The organism is Sphingobacterium endophyticum, from assembly GCF_009733535.1.
Lineage (GTDB): Bacteria > Bacteroidota > Bacteroidia > Sphingobacteriales > Sphingobacteriaceae > Sphingobacterium > Sphingobacterium endophyticum.
On sequence record NZ_ML771899.1, the window covers coordinates 324473 to 341387 of the forward strand.

Here is a 16915-nt window from a genome sequence, read left to right on the forward strand (position 1 = left end):
AGCGGTACCATGGTGCCGCTCTTTTTGTACACACTTAGGGTCACGGCTATGGAGCACAGACAGGAAATTGTACTAAATCTATGGTGAGGAAAGACGGAAAAAGGAGAGTCCATTCTAAGGACCCTCCTAAATTATGTACTTGCACATGCCTGTTTGAGGACTAGCAATAAGGCCCTACAGTGAATGTTTTTAGACTTGGCAACGCTTGAGATTCTGCCAACGGTACTGGATCGTCCGTAAATGGACTAGAACCTTTCAAATTGTGAGAAGAAGAAATTTCCTTCGATCTCCGCATTTTCGTCTGAATCCGATCCGTGAATAGCATTTGCATCGATCGATTTAGCATACTTACTGCGGATGGTTCCCTCAGTTGCTTTGGATGGGTCCGTAGCGCCAATAAGGGAACGAAAATCTTCAACGGCGTTCTCCTTTTCAAGGATCGCCGCAACGATTGGTCCGGATGTCATAAATTTTACTAAATCCCCGTAGAATGGACGTTCCTTGTGGACAGCGTAAAAATTTCCCGCACTTATCTCGCTCAATTGGATGTACTTCATTGAAATGATCTTAAATCCCGCAGAGATGATGTCATTTAGGATAGCGCCGGTGTGACCATTTGTCACAGCATCCGGCTTAATCATTGTAAATGTTCTGTTTGTAGCCATTTTTTACTGTATTTTTTGCAAAGTTAAGGAATCCTGTCCAGTTCTGAGCATCCTGCTGCTTATTTTCATTTTCCTCTACTTTCCCTTCATTTTAAGAACGTTTCGTGCCAACCCAATAATATTTTTGGGACACCTTCACTTGGTTTGTTGGGTCACTTCGAATTATCATGCACTTCCTTAAGGATCTCAGGTCGGCATGGATTAAAAAATTGGTGCAGATACTGAGATCGGGCATTTATATTTGATCTTTACCTAGGGGCCAACATCTAGTTGCAAAGGCGTGCTCTAATAAGGAAGATCATCACCACCATCTGAATTTCCTGGCAATCCCAGGGATTGAAAATTATTTGGGAGGCCCTAGATCACAAAGGAATATAAGCGCCTTACGGTCTATGTACCTTTAGCTAGGGTTAACTTTGTTTTCATGTTGTAATCGAATACGGGAATAATCCTGAAAATTTTAAGAAATTAATGGAGTTCCGTGCCCAGGGTTCTTTAGCGACGATAAACGATATTAGGCAGCAAGATTTATCTGGAGAAGGCATGCAAAGTACTATTCAGGACAATGAGAGTCCCTCTGCTATATGGTTTTATTAGTTAATTTTCCTTCCTAGGAGCATTCAAGACCTCCGGTTGGATTAATAAGGAGATTCTGTATTTCTTTAACGAAAAGACAGGATGCCAGGAGAGATGGATACCCGGAAATCCATACAACTAGACTTAAGCGAGAAGCAGGATAAGACCGGTTTCTCTGACCCCTTTTAACTTTTCTAATTAAAACATATTATCTAGCACATCCGATAAAAGATGTTTTTGTCCTTTTTTTTTGGATATATTTGTTTATATACTAAATTGTGTTAGGATTTATTAAAAGTCAATCAAAAAAATGAGATATTCTCAAGGAAGTAAGGTTAAAACCTGGTTTATATTCAAAATATTGCAAAAACCGTATTAATTTGATATTTCTAATTTTTATGTCCTATTTTATTGCCAATGATACAGCTAGTTATCATCTATTTTAGGATCTTATTTTTATTGGTTGGGAGTTAGTATAGGGATTTGTAACCAACTCAATGGACATACATATGAGATGTCCAAATTTTTTAGAATAACCATTTAAATAGAACTTTAGTAATGACCCATGAGAACGTAAAAGAACTTCTATCAGCAGGTTTCCAGATTCTTAAAAATGGAGAGCCATTGAAAATTCAAGGTGACCTGTGGGATTATCTATCAGGACTGGACAAAGAGGTTCTGGAAGTCCTTATACTAAAGGAGCTCCTGACTTGGAATGACCAACAGCTTCAAAATGTCAGGTTGAAGCTTTAAAAAGGTTTATATTAATATTGATCAAAATAAATTAATCTAAACTAAAAGTATCTTGAAAGATAAGGTACGTTATTAATTAGTGGGGATACCTTGCTTAAAACTTCCATTCGTTAAGTCCTAGGTACTTACAACTATGAAAATCTATTTCTGACGCCTGTTTAATTTACCTCTTCAAATTGGCTTGCAAACATCCAGCTTTTCAGAATATTACCATTGGCAAGATTGCCTAAAAATAGAGCAAACCTATTTTTTTTAGTTACTGATGAATACGTAAGTTCAAGCATTTGAGTTAGTGGCGTAACTAGTCTTTTCGTAGGAACTCACTCATCCTCACCTAAACGATCACCAGAAAATGTCCAATTATTTTATATGTGGAGTATGGGATACTTCTTCATTTACTTCACTTTTCCTTTCATTAGAGGTGAAAAACCCAATAGCATTGAAACTATTGGGTTCCGTAGATACTTTAATGAAATTAAAAATTAAATAAACAGCTTTAAATTAGGGATAATTAAGATTAAAACAAAAAAATCTTAATAAACGACATCCGTTGATTCATTAAATTATAAGGTTTTTTAAGATCGGCTGTGATTTGTATTTTTTTTATTTAAAGGAAAATTGAAATGGGAAGTAGGCTGATTTGTAATGTGGCTTGGGGAGTAACACTAGAATTCTTTCACAATTTTGTGATTTATTTGTAATTATTTACCTTTGAGTATCACACAGCTATTTTAATATTCCCTTCCAGGCGGTCTGTCCGGGTAAGGCCTTTTTATTAATTATGGAAAAACACAACATAGAAACAATTTCAAAATTGGATTCTGACTCAGATACCATAAAGAATTTATTTGATAATTACGTCCAAAAAGTAAGAGTTCAGGCAAGGAAGTTAAAAGATATTAATGAAATAGAAACAGGGGAGGCATACCTAAGAAATGCACTCAAGGATTGGAAGGAAATAATGGATTTGGAGCTCGACCTATATTTTTCTGAAAAAATATAACCTAAATTAACTAATCTATGGATTTAAATAAACTACACTTAACTTTTATGGATTCAACTGATCAAGTTGATAAAAGACCTAGTAATTCTTATTTAAGACACATTCAAGTAGAAGCCCATAAAATGGAGGAACTTTTAAATACTGAGGAAGCGGTCAAGCACATCGAATCAGCCTTGGAGCCATGGCCAGATATAATTGAAGGGGAAATACAAAAATTCATACTGGATATTAAGAAATCCAAGTAAGAAATTTAGGCTTTTACTAAAAAATCCTACTTCATGGTACCCCAAGCTCTAGGTATGGTATTTCTAGATGGTTTCCCGAAGAACAGAAAATTATGGTCAGGATATTTTAAAAGCAAAAATGTAATTTTAATCTCTTCACCATTTTTGAATGTAATAGTAATAGCTTATATATAAAGTTAAAACTATAGGTTTGTTCATGGTATAAGGAATGTTTTTTTATGCCTATTATACTTTTAAAGGTTTCTCAAAGTATATAATCCAGATACACTCTTCGAATGTGTTTAAATAAATATGAGGGTTTTGGTTACTTTTAATATTCAAAGCTTTATTTCCCCTAAGAATGCATTCACCCAGGACACATGGTCATCTTTTGACTCTGGTCTATCCAATTTTATCTTGGTCATTAAGTCATCAATTGGCTCATACCGATTTGTGTTGTGCCTAGCATTTAGAATCTTACTTATATCAATCAGGGCTAGATCTCAAAATGAAATTTCCAACTTTGATTGGGCAGTTGTATTTCCAAGGGGCCTAATGGACGTCAATTACAGTCTCTGCTCAACGAATAATCACCCATAGGATTTACACTGCTTCTTATTGATGCGCCGGAAATGGAATTTCCACCTTAAATCGTTCTTTACGTATCATTGATGTGGAGGTAAAAAGTTTCAAAAACACCTTTTTGAATTGTACTATCTGTTCTGGAAGAAAAGAGGAGAATTTGTAAAGTCCTATAGGTCGTTCATACAATGCTTTCGGGACGATTCAATACGAAAGAGGAATGTTCATGGCTTAAAAAAGAGTGGAAATACGGTGTCCAATCAGGTGTAAAATCTTCTAAATAACGTATAAATATTGTGTGTTTTTTCTTCCCTTTGGCATATTCATTGTTTAAAGAATATTTATAATACCAGTCAAATTATTTCTAAACCGTCTTTGCGCAAGGACTTTTTTAAGAATTTAGTTATTTACCAAATAGTTTTAAAAATGAACAATGATTTTGTAAAAAATGAAGTGTTGGTTCATTCTGATACTCTATTAAAGTATGCCAACAGATTCACAAAGGATGAAAATGAGGCCAAAGACCTCCTTCAGGAAACCCTTATAAAAGTATTCCGCTACCAAAAGAACTATTCGGTCGGAACTAACCTTTTAGGTTGGATATATACAATAATGAGGAGTATTTTCTTAAATGCCTGCCGCAAAAAAAAGATTGAAGAGAATTATTTCAAGAATATAAAGTCATTCAGCTTGGTGATTAATAACTCAGCAAAGAATAAAGGTGAGAACAGTTTTGTAAGAGAAGATATACTAAAGGTCATGAAGTCCCTCCCTGAAAAGTACATCGAAGCATTTGTGATGTACTTTGAAGGATACAAATATTATGAAATTGCTGAACATTTCAACGTTCCCGAAGGGACTATAAAAACCAGAATTCATACAGCAAGGAAATTGTTGCAGAGGAAATTATCTAATTATAGGGACATAAATTCCTAAACACATGACTATAGAATTAAGTCTTTTTTAAGATGACTGAAAAATCTCATATAGAAAAAATTGATTTATGATACGTAGTACAAAGTCGTAATAAAAGTTTGAACTCCTGTATGATTTAAGCACGGGATGAAATTGTTAATTTATTACAAACATTATTGTTATTAACTTGTTTTGAAATAAGTTTATAAATATAGTTAGGTATCAATTAATTTATAGCCATCCCCTTAAAGGATGGCTTTTTTGGTCTTATTCGGATGAATATTAGTTTTTTTAAGAACTGTCCCCATAACATGATTGAACAATATTCAATGGCAAGGTAACATGTAAAATATAGGTCGGTTTCTCTCAACAAACCTGATTTTTTAAAGTACTTAAAGGGTTAAAAAAAGCTCCTAAAAAAAATTAACTTAGAAGACTTTGTGTTTAACAATTCGTAAAACAATGAACCTAAAAATTCTTTGTAATATCCTTGAAGACATACTTGGGTTTATGTCTCATCTGAGATTAAGCAGTTTTCTCAAAATTGTTCGGTGGTTATCTTTTTATAAATGTAAAAAATCCCTTGCCAAAGGCAAGGGAAATCGTTAACCTCAAATAAATCAATAATTAATATTACCTCTTTATTATCGATGGGTGCGACGAATTTAGTTAATTTTATTTTATTTATCTAAATATTTGTTGATTTTACACCATATCAAATATTATCTGTCCATTCTAGTGTTAATAATGTGTTGAATGGACTGTGTATCGTGTTGGACTTCAATTTATCGGCATTTCTCAGGCTAGAACTTAGTGGTTCCGAGCCGTAGCATTTGGTTACAAGGCACTTGAGGCCGTCTGTAAAATGACCGCAAATTGATTTAAAAAGCCAAGTTCATTAACTTGGATAATTTGCCCGTTTCGCCCAACTGCATGGATTGACGTCAATTACCACAAATGATAGGCAGCGCCAAGGGTCACATACATATTATGCAGCTCGTAACCTACACCTTTGAAAGACGGTGGAAAGATTGGTTGAGCACCTACTTGCGCTGTTAGGTTAGCCTGCCAATGCTGACCAAAGTTGCGGCCAAGGGCTATATGTCCTCCCCAATCCCAACTACGAATCTTTTCTGCAAAATCAAAGGTTGCCCTGTCGATGAGCACCTTTTCGCCAAGGGAATCCCCCTTACGGATATATCCATTGGACACACTGCCATCAAAACGTCCGTGAATTAACCTGGCCACATACAGACCCAGCTTCAGATTCCAAGTACCGAAACGGTATCCCGCAAACATCGGAAGGGTAAGGTAACTGATTTTTGCTGTTGTGGCGTTCGTTCCGCTAAAATCGCCCTCGAAGGTGCCTCGGTCTCCAGATCCATTATCGACCGTTATGATCGTATGAAAGTACTGAACACTATCCGTCACTTTCATGCCTTTTATATCAAAGCGCAAACCTGCACCGACCAACCACCTCTGGGAAAGGTCATAGGTAGCTTCGTATCCGATGGAGGGTGTAAAAAGAGGGGAATAGCTTTTTATCTCACGAATGGTACTGGGCAGCGAAAAGGGGGCGCTTGCACCAAGATTATAGCCAATACCGACATGGTGTTTTATGTCACTGAATCGAAAAGTATGTTGTCCATAGAGCTGGCTCATTTGTAAAAATAGGACACATAGAAATAGTCGTAAAATATAAGAAATCATAACCTTGGGATTACACGTAAACTATCTACTATCAGACGGGAGCCAATTGCCCCACGGTACTCATTGCCATCAGCGCTGGAGGAGGCCACTATGGCAACCATCACGTTGTCGCTGATAGTAACACCTTGCCTGTAGACAAATGGGACATCAAAACGGGTAAAGCTAGCCTTATCTGATCCATCAGCGAGCTGGGCACGTGCAATCACCCTGTCGGACGTCATTACATTTGTGGCATTCAGGCGCTCTGATCCATTGAAGAGTACGGCGTATATCGCACATCTGTCTTTTACTCCAGGTTGTACCGCACCTTCTCGGTTTTGATATTCCGCCCCGGCAGTGTATTTGTAGTAGCCGGTTAATCTATCCGGAAGCCCTACGTAGGGCTGGCCAAATTCTGTCGCTGCCAATGGATTGAGCAGGGCTTGCGAAGCATTGAAACCACCTAAAAAAAGAGATCCGGCAAACAGTCGGATACCGACAAACTCCGATAAGGTAGTCCCTTTGATGGTAACGAGTTCGGCCGCCTTGCTTCCAAGATAACCATCGGTAGTTGACCTGGTCGGATAAGCATCACGGCGTGGAGGTATGCCGGAGAGTGCAACTCCGGGATTCCCAGAAGACCAGATCTGTACGTTTCCGCTTTCGATCGGAAACTCATAGCCGTCGGTTGGGTTACTTTGCCAATTTTCAAAGTCGAAGCCCCAATTTCCTACATTGACGACTTTTACCGTGTATATCTTGGTGTTCTTTCCTGAAGCGGAAGTTACGGAGTAGGTAATATCCTCTGTCCCGTCAAATTTTATTGTGCTTCCACTTTCGGGTACCACGGAAGCTCCTTCGGATAGTCGAAGGACGGGGCTAATGCCGTTCTGGAAAGCATCGTCGGTGAGATTCAGGGTGATGGTTCGGTTTATCTGGTCGATAAATACATTTCCCGTCAGTAAGCTTTGATCGAGCTGTACGGATTCAATATCAGCCTCGGGGTTGAGCGGAGCATCCTTGATGCAGCCATGTAGGGCTAAGAAGGCCAGACAGAACCCGGCTAAAATCTTTCTATATATCATTGGTTTAATCTATATACTTTAATTGCTGTTTTGGTTCGTATTCGATTGTTTGGGAGATTGCACGGTCACGATACTAATTTCCTGCTGGTCAATTGCCAACGGTATACTGTTGGCCTGGAACAGGTGTCCTATTGCAACCAGAAGGTCACTCTTGATCTGCCCCGCATCCTTTAGTGTTTTCACCCAAAAGTACACGTCTATGGCAACCGACTGCGCTGTTACCTCAGCAAATTGAACAACAGCAGGAGGACTCGACAGAACTTGCTCCTCTTTTTCAAAAAGATCGACCAATAGCTGCCGGCTATTCGCCAGATCTGTGCCATATTTCACTTCAAGCCTAATGTGCAGACGTTTTCGAATTCCCCCCAAGGTCCAGTTTATCACATGGGAATTGAGCAGGTCTCCGTTGGGCATGATCAGGTCAGCTCCATCTGCGGTGGCAATCACGCTGCTACGAAACCCGATGGATTTTACTTTGCCGGATTGCCCGCCTATTTCAATCTGGTCATCAACATTCACGGGCTTCTCGAATGCTATAATCAGCCCGCTGACCAAATTGTTGACCAACGTCTGTAATCCAAAGCCAATGCCTACGCCCAATGCACCTATAACGATCGTAATCTGTTGTAAGGGGATACCGACAGCTGAAAACGCCAAAAACAACCCCAGTACAATGATGCTGATGCGAACTAGCAGGATCCAGCTGCCCAAATGGAACTTTCTGTCATTTTTTTCGTCGCGCGTGTTCCACTGAGGATCTGTTGCGAAAAATGATACGACCTTGGAGAGCACCATGGCACTGAGCATGATCAGGAAAAAGATTACGATATTGATAACCGAAAAGCTGTACGCCCCCAGTTTGTGCTGGTTATAGAAAAAAGTGCCGATTGGTTCGGAAATAAAATGAAACTCGTAAAAATTTCGACCAAACTGGATAAACCATCCAACTATTAATAATGCATAGAAAAAGGTAGGGGCACGCTTTCCCACCCTATTGTAGTTTATATAGAAAAGTCGCCGCTCCTGTTTAGTGTAAAGAACTGAGGCGCAACTAAGCCCTTCGTTAATCAGTCTGATTACCCACAGAAAAATGATTGCCACGGTGGCATTGACGAGGCCCGATACCATCAGTGCTTTCCCAAAATTAAAATGACCAAAAAGGTTAAACAGCATAGCACCAATCTCTAGGACCCCCATCAGGCCTATGGGAAAAAGAATCCATCTTTCCTGTAGTTCGTGATGTTTAGACCTGTTAAAAACTGCAATTCCACTGCAAATGGTTGCTAGAATCGATATGACGATCATCAGGTAACGCTCCGGTCGGGAAGCCTGAAGTACCATATTGTCCAGTGCTGCCAGTAAGTTGAGTATGAAAATGCTCAACCAGACCAGCATCCAATACACTGAGATAAATCGTCTAAAAATATACGTGAGAAGCAAAGCGCTTAGCGCGAGGAAAGTTGCCGAAAAGACAAAGGGTGGATTGGGGAAGAGAAATTGGACGGTTGATAGGCCAATGAACAAGCTCGAGGAAATTGGCGATGACAGAAGAATGCTTTTGGCCATGGTTTTATTCCCATCTTTCAAAACTCCGCGGTTGAGTGCATCAACGTATAACAGAATGACCATCAGGATTACAATGCTAAAGAACAACTTCCCGGTATGCGCCCTTAAATAGTACGTAAATACCAATTGTGCCTTGAGAATCGAGAAGTGTACAATCTCCTTAATCGGTCTGTTATACGTGCTTTTCTCCCATAAAGGTGTAAAATCCTGCAAAAAATTATTATTAGCGATCTCATGCTGGAAGTATAGGATTTCCTCAAGGCCGTTTTCCAGGGCAAGGAGCTCAATATTCACTTCGTCCTGAAGCGATTGTATTCCTTTTATGTTGGTGGCAAGTTGTTTGTTTATTGGGGTTATGGCACTGGATAGCAACCTTAATTTTTTAATATATTCGTTTAGCTCGGCAGAATCCCTGGAGAAGACGAAGAGTGATTTGTCATTTGAGAGTGAGTCTATCTGTAGTCTGTACCCCACCAGCTTATCCTGATAGTTGTCGACCTGTTTCTTGTAGGCAAGAACCTGTATTTGGAGAGCGTTAAGAATATTGTAGGTGGCGGTTAAATTTCGAGATGTATGGGCGCTGCCACGATTCTGAAAAACACCATCGCCAGAAATGACGTGCCATTTTTCAATTTCCCTAAGATGACTCCGCAATGCCAAGGTATCAATGCCCTTTTTTAAGAAGGATCGCGCCTGCCTTGATATGACCTTGATCTCCTCGAAAATTTGACCCTGCCGGATTAGGGCCCTATCCATAGCGAGGTCATTCTCGCTCTGAATGGCTGCGTTCCGAAAAAACTCGTCCATCTTGACCAGATAGGCATCTTTAATGTTTCCCAAAGAATCTAAGCTGTCCTGTTGAGGTATGAACTTATGGGCAGCAAAACCACCTTGCTCTGGAATGAATGCGAGATAGAAAAGAATAATCCAAAACAATCTTGTCATAAGCTCAAATAAAAAACCTTCATAAAGACTTAGTATAAAGGTAGATGTGAATTTTATGAGCTAAAGATAATATTATTATTTGTTCATTAACATATTTTATCTGCACATTGTTTGGGCAGAAGAAGTTTTCGAATACTCAACTTAAAAAAATGCTTTCCCTGCATTAGTTAACAAAATATATAAATTAAGGTATGTTTTTCAGCAGCCTTATTTGAATCAGAACTTAGAATTGCATCATTCGAATCAAAGTCGGCTATTCACAGATGGTTTCCTTATTTCTTAGAATCAGTAATGTGGTAATTGGGGATGAAATTATATGGGAAAATTATTCAGTGAATAATCAAATAATCTGGTTTTAGGCAAACTATTTCCAATATGGGGTGTTATCATATTAATAATAAACATACTAAAAATCATTATGGCAACAACAACGAAAACCACTGGTAAAGAAACTAAGATTAAGGCAAAGACTGATGCTGCTAAGGATTTGAATGATCTTTTTGAAGATGGATTGAAAGATATCTATTGGGCAGAAAAGGAATTGGTCAAGGCTCTTCCAAAAATGGAAAAAAATGCAACTTCGCCAAAACTTAAAACAGCTATTCAATCCCATCTCGAAGAAACAAAGGGACATGTAAGTAGGTTGGAAGACGTTTTTAAGTCTATAGGGATTAAGGCGAAAGCTGAAAAATGTGATGCAATGGCAGGTCTTTTAGAAGAAGGAAAGAGTATTATGGAAGAGACCGAGGTAGGGTCAGTTCGAGATGCCGGGATTATTTCTGCATCTCAAAAGATTGAACATTATGAAATTGCATCTTATGGTACTTTATGTGCATTTGCTAAAGTTCTTGATCATAAAGAAGGATTGAAATTGCTGTTATCAACCTTGAAAGAGGAAAAGGCGTGTGATGAAAAACTTACTTCCATAGCCGATACCAACCTAAATTCCAAAGCGGAAAAGTAAATTATCTATAACACATTATATCTCGGAATGTCAACTCTCTAAGCGTTGACATTCTGTTTTTTATAGACCAATCTTTCCGTTCATTAGGGAAGCGGCCCGTCGGGATGCTATAATTAGATCTCCTTATTTTTTTTGATAGAATGAGTTCCTAAACTAATTTAAATGGCTTTGCTCAAAATCTTATTGGCTGAATCGGAGGCAACCGTTAGACCTGCCGCCATCATGATTAAATCCTTGAGTACCAATCGGCCCGGGCCCGAGAGATATGGGAATCCATAATGTGGCGTGGGATAATCACCTCCGAGATTCGGTACGAATGTTTCGGGTGTTGTGAACAGAAAGGACAGTGTTACCAATGACATTACAAAAGTTAGCACGCCTCCCCAAAACCCCAACTTCGGGCACCAAATTCCCAAGATAACGAGAAAACCTATAAAAAAGATGGCCGCACCTAGACCGTAAGAAAACGAATAGGTGTTGTTTCTCTCGTGCCATTCTTTGTTTTTTTGAACTGTTCTACCTTCGGGATTTTTATGGAGGGTATATTCGAGGACTTCCCTGCCGTCATTTGTGATTGCTTTATCTGTAGAATTCTCATAAAAAAAACTCATCAAAGGAGAATTGGCTACAAAAGGAACAATTCCGTCCGCTTCATATGGGAATGCTTTCAGGCCCCCAATCCATGCCATTACGATAAAAATGGCAATTCGAATAAAATTGACAAAGTAATACTGAGACGTAGAAAACACCTTATAGATCCTGTTCATTAGAATGAATTTAGATCCAAAATTATATTTAATTGTGGTCTTTAAGAATGGACATTTAGGTAGGATCCATGTACTATTTTGCCACAATGGAAATTCCGACATCTTTTCGGTATTTTTTTGGGGAAATGCCCACCTCTTTTTTGAAGTATCTACTAAAATAAAACTCATCTTCAAATCCCAGCTCATAGGCTACTTCATTAATGTTTTTATAAGTTAGGTGAAGTAATTTCTTAGCTTCCAGAATCAATCGCTCGCGGATTAAAACACTTGGAGGTTTTCCGAAAAGTGCCTTTATTTTTTTACTTAATTGCTGTGTGCTCGTACCGTAATAATCAGCATAGAACCCTAAAGTCCTCTCTTGTATATAGAACTCCTCTATTATCTCCCTAAAGTTTAAATATGGGCTTATTATATCTTGAGTTTCTATATGTATTGCCTTTTGTTTTTCTTTACTTGAAAGAGCTAAAATAACCTGTAGGTAAGCCTTGATTAGTGCCTCTTCATAACTTTCAAATCTATTTTGAAGGACATTGATTTTTTGAAATATTGTATCTATTTCCTGGTACTGGGGCAGGTCTAATACAATGTAGGGTGGCATGTATATGTTGTTAAACAATATACCGTTGCACGCTACTTCCTTCTTATGGTACTCTATACAGTAGAAATCGCCGTGAAAGCCTAATACTGAAATATCCGATATATTTAGCGTTAAAAATTGTTGATAAGGTGACAGGAAAATACAGCCTGGTCCATCCAGACTGTACGGTACTTTATCCACCGTAAATCGAATGTTCCTTCTCGCTAATATTAGATGATAAAGAGGGCTAACAATAGAAAATCCATAGGCTGCCTCAATTCTATCATATACTGTGATTCTATTCATCCCATTTAAAACATCTTTCAAACAATTTAAAAAATAAATCCTTCTCTTTGTCAAAGAGGTGGTTGATTTTAGCGAAATAATATAAAAAAAGGCCCCAATGGGAACGAATAATTGGTCGGTAGCATATTGGTTGATGCCCTGTTCAGAAGTCAGTTAACAGTGATCACCCGTTCCTTTTACTTTTAAAATTTCATATGGAGATATCGTATTGGCCCCATCGTTAGAAAAAACAATTCACGTAAATATCAACATAAGAAGTTGTCCGCTGCTATACTATTGCCTTTTTGCAAAATACCCAGATTCCAATAGGGTAAGCCGGATGGAGTATTTCGAATCACGATGCGCTAAGTTGTTTAAATAGGTTAAATCAGTTTTTTTCCTGGAATTTCAACCTGATGAACCGTGGTCTGTATAACTGTGGATACTTCTTGATATTTTCGTTAAAATTGAACGCATTTACATTGTAGCTTACCAACAGTTCCCCAGGGGCAGAAATGTCAGGGTGTGCCTTGGCGTTATAGGCAAAATGATTGTGAACCTTCGCTTCCTCGCATTGCCAAACCTTAATTTCCGGGCCAAACGGGCCAATTGGGCTATCAGAGAACCTGACCATAATTTCCGGTTCGATTCCGTTTTTTTGATAGGTCAGTACATATTTACCCCCAGGAATGGGGCTTAGGCTCAGCTCGTTGGACACTCCATCTGCTAGATAGGCGATGTTATCCGATTTTGCATCCCAATAATTCCCGTTCCAAAACCGCCATTTGGAAAAGTTTTCAAATTCCTTCGGCTTTACCCTGGCTACCATCAGTCTTTTGGCCTTTCCCCTCACGCCGTAGATATAGACATATCCGTCTGGAAGGGGAGCTCCGTATTTTTCCGAATTGGGAAAGATACATGCCCCAAAATCTCCATCGTTGAAATGGAGGGGGGTGGGTATCTGCACATGACATTTGAATGGCGGAGGACAATCCTTTGGGATAGCAATGAGTTCCGTTCCAACGGTTTCAAAGGACCATTCCTCACCGGAGTCCCGGTTCCTCATCCTATAGGCAAATATATAGGTTTTACTAAGTTCTCGGTTCACGAAGCCGTCGCCCAGCCAATAGTAGTCCTTTTGACCCTCACCTAGGTCCCGGGGGACAAATAAGGAAGAAATCCTGTCATTTCCATTCAGGCCCCATACAAACCTTAGGCTGTCCCGGTTGGGCTGCAGGCCCGACAGGAAGGCAGCGGAATTATTGATCATCCTATAGCTGGAAGTAAGCTTCCCATTCAACAATTGTCCAATGAGGCTATCGCTAAAAATGAACATCGTGGTTACACCATTTTCCATACCATGGCTAGACAGGATTGGGATAGAGTATATCCCATCTCCGCCGAACCACCCATTCGACCTCTTGAAAAGATCCGTCCATTCGTCCGCCCTTTCGGCAACAATGCGAATTTCAGTAGTGTCAAGCACAGGAGGCTGCGGGGCTGCCGTCAGTTCCCTACCCTGAATTGTCCCATAAGTGAGTAAGGTCATCATGATCGAACCGGTCAATGAAGGGAAAACTTGCCTTTTGATGAAAGAATTAATACGAATTTCAACGAAAGTGGGGAAATTGTGGGGATAGTGCCATTTCATAGTTGAAATTAATAAAAATTCTGTTAAAAGATCTGAACTCCTGCCGTTAAGATTGCTCTCAATCAATAGGTCAATATTTGAGTAAGTTCCCGAATGATGGAAGTTGGGGCATTTTTCGTGCTCGGTACAGGTCTAGGTGACAGCATTCGGGAAAATGACAGTATAGTTGACGAGCCGGAGGCGGCCATAAAGGAATGAGCGAAACAAATGCTCGGCAAGCATAAACAGGCTCCATTTGTTAGTTACTAAATGGCCTTAACTTTTGTTAGACCTTTTATTGCTGAACCTCCATAAAAAAAATCTTTAGGTCCCCTTTAACTAAACGTCTCACGGTTTATGCTCTGGCTTGAGGATGAACCCAGGTATCATTTTAGGCATTACCTGGAGAAAACCTGAGCTGTTCGTATGGAATCCCTTCTAAAATCTTGGTACATTGGGTCGGTACCCCCCCCCAATGTACGGGCGATTTGAGTTCTGACTTACCGAAAAAGCGAGTTGCCTTCTGAAGTTATTAACCATTCTCAATCCATCGGTAAAATTAGGGAATAGATCAGTCAGGGGCCAGTAGCTTTCCGTTGCACTTCCTTGCATGCGATCTTTTGCGTTTTTTTGGTCATTAACTAGTTATACTATATATGATGATTAGTGAATTAGAGAGACAACTTATTGATAAAAAGGATAACTTTGTACTATGTCGAAGAACTTGCAGGTAACGATTGATAAGGATTCAGGATTTTGTTTTGGCGTAGTCTATGCGATAGATATGGCGGAGGAGATTTTGGAGGAGGACGGTTATCTATACTGTCTGGGAGATATTGTGCATAATGATGAGGAAGTAGCGAGGTTGAAGGCAAAGGGGCTACGTATTATTTCACATGCGGAGTTACCGGGCTTGGAGAACGAGAAGGTTTTGATTCGTGCACATGGAGAGGCTCCGGAGACCTATAAGACGGCTTTAGAGAACAATATTACCTTAATTGATGCTTCATGTCCCGTTGTGTTGAAGCTCCAGAATCGTATCAAGACATCTTTTGATGATCAGGAGAAGATTTTGATCTTCGGCAAGCATGGCCATGCTGAGGTTATCGGTTTGCAGGGGCAGACCAATAATGAGGCGGTTGTGTTTCAGGACATCGATGAGTTGGACCATGTCGAAGTACCCTCAAAATTTACACTATATAGCCAGACTACCAAAAGTGTGGATCGTTTCTATGCCATCAAGGATGAATTGCTCCGTCGAGGATATGAAGTGAAGGCGAATGATACGATCTGTAGGCAGGTTTCCAACCGATACGAGGATTTGGGGAATTTTGCTAGGCAATATGATAAGGTGGTCTTTGTCTCTGGGAAAAAGTCATCCAATGGTAAGGTGTTATTTGATGTGTGCAGGCAAGTGAATGAGCACACCTATTTTATTTCCGATGTTCAGGAGATAGACGCGGGTTTATTTGGGGATCATGAGACAGTTGGGATCTGCGGGGCTACATCGACTCCGATGTGGTTGATGAAAAAGGTTAAAGAGAGGCTTGAAGCTTTATAATCGTCATTTTAATTTAAAATTCATTGTTTTATACCCTTGAAATAGTTTGATGGGTCTGAATTGCTGTGAAATTATAGCTAGTTTTGTTTAGTATGAGTAAAAAGGCAAAAAAGGGTGTTTTGTTGGTTCAATTGGGGACGCCAAATTCGCCAACTTCCGGTGAGGTAAAGAAATATCTTACAGAGTTTTTGATGGATCCACGGGTTATGGATATCCCATACCTATCGCGGACCTTATTGGTCAAAGGGATAATCGTACCTCGCAGGGCATCAAAATCTGCTCATACCTACGCGACCATTTGGAGTGAACAGAACGGCTCGCCATTGATGCACTATAGCCTTATTCAGCAGCGTATGCTACAGCAGGAGTTGGGAGAGGGGTATCATGTTGAACTGGCGATGCGCTACCAGGAGCCATCCCTTTCCAAAGCGCTCAGAAATTTGGAGAAGATGTATTTGGACTCCATCATTGTCATTCCCTTATTTCCTCAATATGCATCTGCGACAACGGGTTCGGTGATCGATCGGGTAATGGAGTTGATGCGGGAGTGGCAATACTTTCCCAAGGTAAGTTTCGTTAGTAGTTATTGTGATAATCCATTGATGGTTGATGTTATTGCTGAGCATGCCGAACGTCATGACCTGGAGGACTATGATCACTTTTTATTCAGCTATCATGGGCTGCCTGTTCGTCAGTTGGATAAGGTAAATCCTAAATCTGAGGGTAGCTGTCCAGATTTTGGATGTGATTCCTGTCGGAATGAAACGAATGCATATTGTTACTTGTCGCAGTGCTATGCCACAACTCGGGCAATTGTTCGCAAGTTGAACATCCCAGAGGACAAGTTCACGGTGTGTTTTCAATCAAGGCTGGGTAAGACCCCTTGGATTCAGCCCTATACTTCGGACACCTTGCATGGCTTAGCAAAATCAGGGAAAAAGAAATTATTGGTGTTTAGTCCGGCATTTGTTGCGGACTGCATTGAGACCCTTGATGAAATACAGGTTGAATATGCAAACGAGTTCAGGGAGCTGGGGGGAGAACAGGTCGATATGGTTGAGAGTTTGAACGGCAATCCCAAGTGGATAGAAGCTTTAAAGAATATGGTGTTGGAAAACGGAAATTAAG

Annotated in this window: 14 protein-coding genes; 7 read left to right on the top strand and 7 right to left on the bottom strand. The window is 39.7% G+C overall.

Annotated elements, in window-relative coordinates; all coding sequences use genetic code 11:
- Window positions 1–245: 245 nt before the first annotated feature.
- Window positions 246–665, bottom strand: coding sequence for a nucleoside-diphosphate kinase (locus E0Y80_RS01535; RefSeq protein ID WP_156305642.1), 420 nt, complete (start codon window positions 663–665; stop codon window positions 246–248).
- A gap of 1134 nt (window positions 666–1799) precedes the next feature.
- Here E0Y80_RS01535 and E0Y80_RS01540 point away from each other — a divergent pair.
- The 4 genes from E0Y80_RS01540 to E0Y80_RS01555 all read left to right on the top strand — a co-directional run bounded on the left by E0Y80_RS01540 (window position 1800) and on the right by E0Y80_RS01555 (window position 4739).
- Window positions 1800–1994, top strand: a complete 195-nt coding sequence (locus E0Y80_RS01540; RefSeq protein ID WP_156305643.1) for a hypothetical protein — start codon at window positions 1800–1802, stop codon at window positions 1992–1994.
- 781 nt (window positions 1995–2775) lie between these two features.
- Window positions 2776–2997, top strand: coding sequence for a hypothetical protein (locus tag E0Y80_RS01545; RefSeq protein ID WP_156305644.1), 222 nt, complete (start codon window positions 2776–2778; stop codon window positions 2995–2997).
- 47 nt (window positions 2998–3044) lie between these two features.
- Window positions 3045–3242 carry a hypothetical protein gene (locus E0Y80_RS01550; RefSeq protein WP_156305645.1) on the top strand — a complete coding sequence of 66 codons (198 nt, stop codon included), beginning with the start codon at window positions 3045–3047 and terminating at the stop codon, window positions 3240–3242.
- A 987-nt stretch (window positions 3243–4229) separates the two neighbouring features.
- Window positions 4230–4739: an RNA polymerase sigma factor gene (locus tag E0Y80_RS01555; RefSeq protein WP_156305646.1), complete on the top strand. Its 510-nt coding sequence runs from the start codon at window positions 4230–4232 to the stop codon at window positions 4737–4739.
- Window positions 4740–5666: 927 nt separating this feature from the next.
- Here E0Y80_RS01555 and E0Y80_RS01560 read toward each other — a convergent pair.
- The 3 genes from E0Y80_RS01560 to E0Y80_RS01570 are packed head-to-tail and all read right to left on the bottom strand — an operon-like array spanning window position 5667 to window position 10003.
- Window positions 5667–6428, bottom strand: a complete 762-nt coding sequence (locus E0Y80_RS01560; protein WP_156305647.1) for a porin family protein — start codon at window positions 6426–6428, stop codon at window positions 5667–5669.
- A complete protein-coding gene (locus E0Y80_RS01565; RefSeq protein WP_156305648.1) occupies window positions 6425–7492 on the bottom strand; it encodes a PCMD domain-containing protein in 1068 nt (355 codons plus the stop codon). Before E0Y80_RS01565 ends, E0Y80_RS01560 begins: the two co-directional genes overlap by 4 nt.
- 18 nt (window positions 7493–7510) lie before the next feature.
- Complete coding sequence (locus E0Y80_RS01570) at window positions 7511–10003, bottom strand: mechanosensitive ion channel family protein (protein WP_156305649.1); 2493 nt, start codon at window positions 10001–10003, stop codon at window positions 7511–7513.
- A 418-nt stretch (window positions 10004–10421) separates the two neighbouring features.
- Here E0Y80_RS01570 and E0Y80_RS01575 point away from each other — a divergent pair, with 418 nt between their 5' ends.
- Window positions 10422–10967, top strand: a complete 546-nt coding sequence (locus E0Y80_RS01575; RefSeq protein ID WP_156305650.1) for a YciE/YciF ferroxidase family protein — start codon at window positions 10422–10424, stop codon at window positions 10965–10967.
- Between the two features lie 158 nt (window positions 10968–11125).
- On the opposite strand, the gene E0Y80_RS01580 is transcribed toward E0Y80_RS01575, so the two are convergent.
- From E0Y80_RS01580 to E0Y80_RS01590, 3 genes are all read right to left on the bottom strand, one after another.
- The gene (locus E0Y80_RS01580) at window positions 11126–11734 is read right to left on the bottom strand and encodes a DUF417 family protein (protein WP_156305651.1); all 609 of its coding nucleotides are present in this window, start codon (window positions 11732–11734) and stop codon (window positions 11126–11128) included.
- 73 nt (window positions 11735–11807) lie between these two features.
- Complete coding sequence (locus E0Y80_RS01585; protein WP_156305923.1) at window positions 11808–12617, bottom strand: helix-turn-helix domain-containing protein; 810 nt, start codon at window positions 12615–12617, stop codon at window positions 11808–11810.
- Between the two features lie 367 nt (window positions 12618–12984).
- On the bottom strand, window positions 12985–13932 hold the full coding sequence (locus tag E0Y80_RS01590; protein ID WP_197091446.1) for a DUF4185 domain-containing protein: 948 nt from the start codon (window positions 13930–13932) through the stop codon (window positions 12985–12987).
- A 1006-nt stretch (window positions 13933–14938) separates the two neighbouring features.
- Between E0Y80_RS01590 and E0Y80_RS01595 the strand changes: the two genes are divergently transcribed.
- Both E0Y80_RS01595 and hemH read left to right on the top strand, forming a co-directional pair.
- Window positions 14939–15787 carry a 4-hydroxy-3-methylbut-2-enyl diphosphate reductase gene (locus E0Y80_RS01595; protein ID WP_156305653.1) on the top strand — a complete coding sequence of 283 codons (849 nt, stop codon included), beginning with the start codon at window positions 14939–14941 and terminating at the stop codon, window positions 15785–15787.
- 92 nt (window positions 15788–15879) lie between these two features.
- Complete coding sequence (gene hemH / locus E0Y80_RS01600; RefSeq protein ID WP_156305654.1) at window positions 15880–16914, top strand: ferrochelatase; 1035 nt, start codon at window positions 15880–15882, stop codon at window positions 16912–16914.
- Window position 16915 lies beyond the last annotated feature (1 nt).

Coding starts and splice junctions, on each gene's coding strand:
- E0Y80_RS01535 (WP_156305642.1), bottom strand. CDS start 665: ATGGCTACAAACAGAACATTTACAATGATTAAGCCGGATGCTGTGACA.
- E0Y80_RS01540 (WP_156305643.1), top strand. CDS start 1,800: ATGACCCATGAGAACGTAAAAGAACTTCTATCAGCAGGTTTCCAGATT.
- E0Y80_RS01545 (WP_156305644.1), top strand. CDS start 2,776: ATGGAAAAACACAACATAGAAACAATTTCAAAATTGGATTCTGACTCA.
- E0Y80_RS01550 (WP_156305645.1), top strand. CDS start 3,045: ATGGATTCAACTGATCAAGTTGATAAAAGACCTAGTAATTCTTATTTA.
- E0Y80_RS01555 (WP_156305646.1), top strand. CDS start 4,230: ATGAACAATGATTTTGTAAAAAATGAAGTGTTGGTTCATTCTGATACT.
- E0Y80_RS01560 (WP_156305647.1), bottom strand. CDS start 6,428: ATGATTTCTTATATTTTACGACTATTTCTATGTGTCCTATTTTTACAA.
- E0Y80_RS01565 (WP_156305648.1), bottom strand. CDS start 7,492: ATGATATATAGAAAGATTTTAGCCGGGTTCTGTCTGGCCTTCTTAGCC.
- E0Y80_RS01570 (WP_156305649.1), bottom strand. CDS start 10,003: ATGACAAGATTGTTTTGGATTATTCTTTTCTATCTCGCATTCATTCCA.
- E0Y80_RS01575 (WP_156305650.1), top strand. CDS start 10,422: ATGGCAACAACAACGAAAACCACTGGTAAAGAAACTAAGATTAAGGCA.
- E0Y80_RS01580 (WP_156305651.1), bottom strand. CDS start 11,734: ATGAACAGGATCTATAAGGTGTTTTCTACGTCTCAGTATTACTTTGTC.
- E0Y80_RS01585 (WP_156305923.1), bottom strand. CDS start 12,617: ATGAATAGAATCACAGTATATGATAGAATTGAGGCAGCCTATGGATTT.
- E0Y80_RS01590 (WP_197091446.1), bottom strand. CDS start 13,932: ATGTTCATTTTTAGCGATAGCCTCATTGGACAATTGTTGAATGGGAAG.
- E0Y80_RS01595 (WP_156305653.1), top strand. CDS start 14,939: ATGTCGAAGAACTTGCAGGTAACGATTGATAAGGATTCAGGATTTTGT.
- hemH (WP_156305654.1), top strand. CDS start 15,880: ATGAGTAAAAAGGCAAAAAAGGGTGTTTTGTTGGTTCAATTGGGGACG.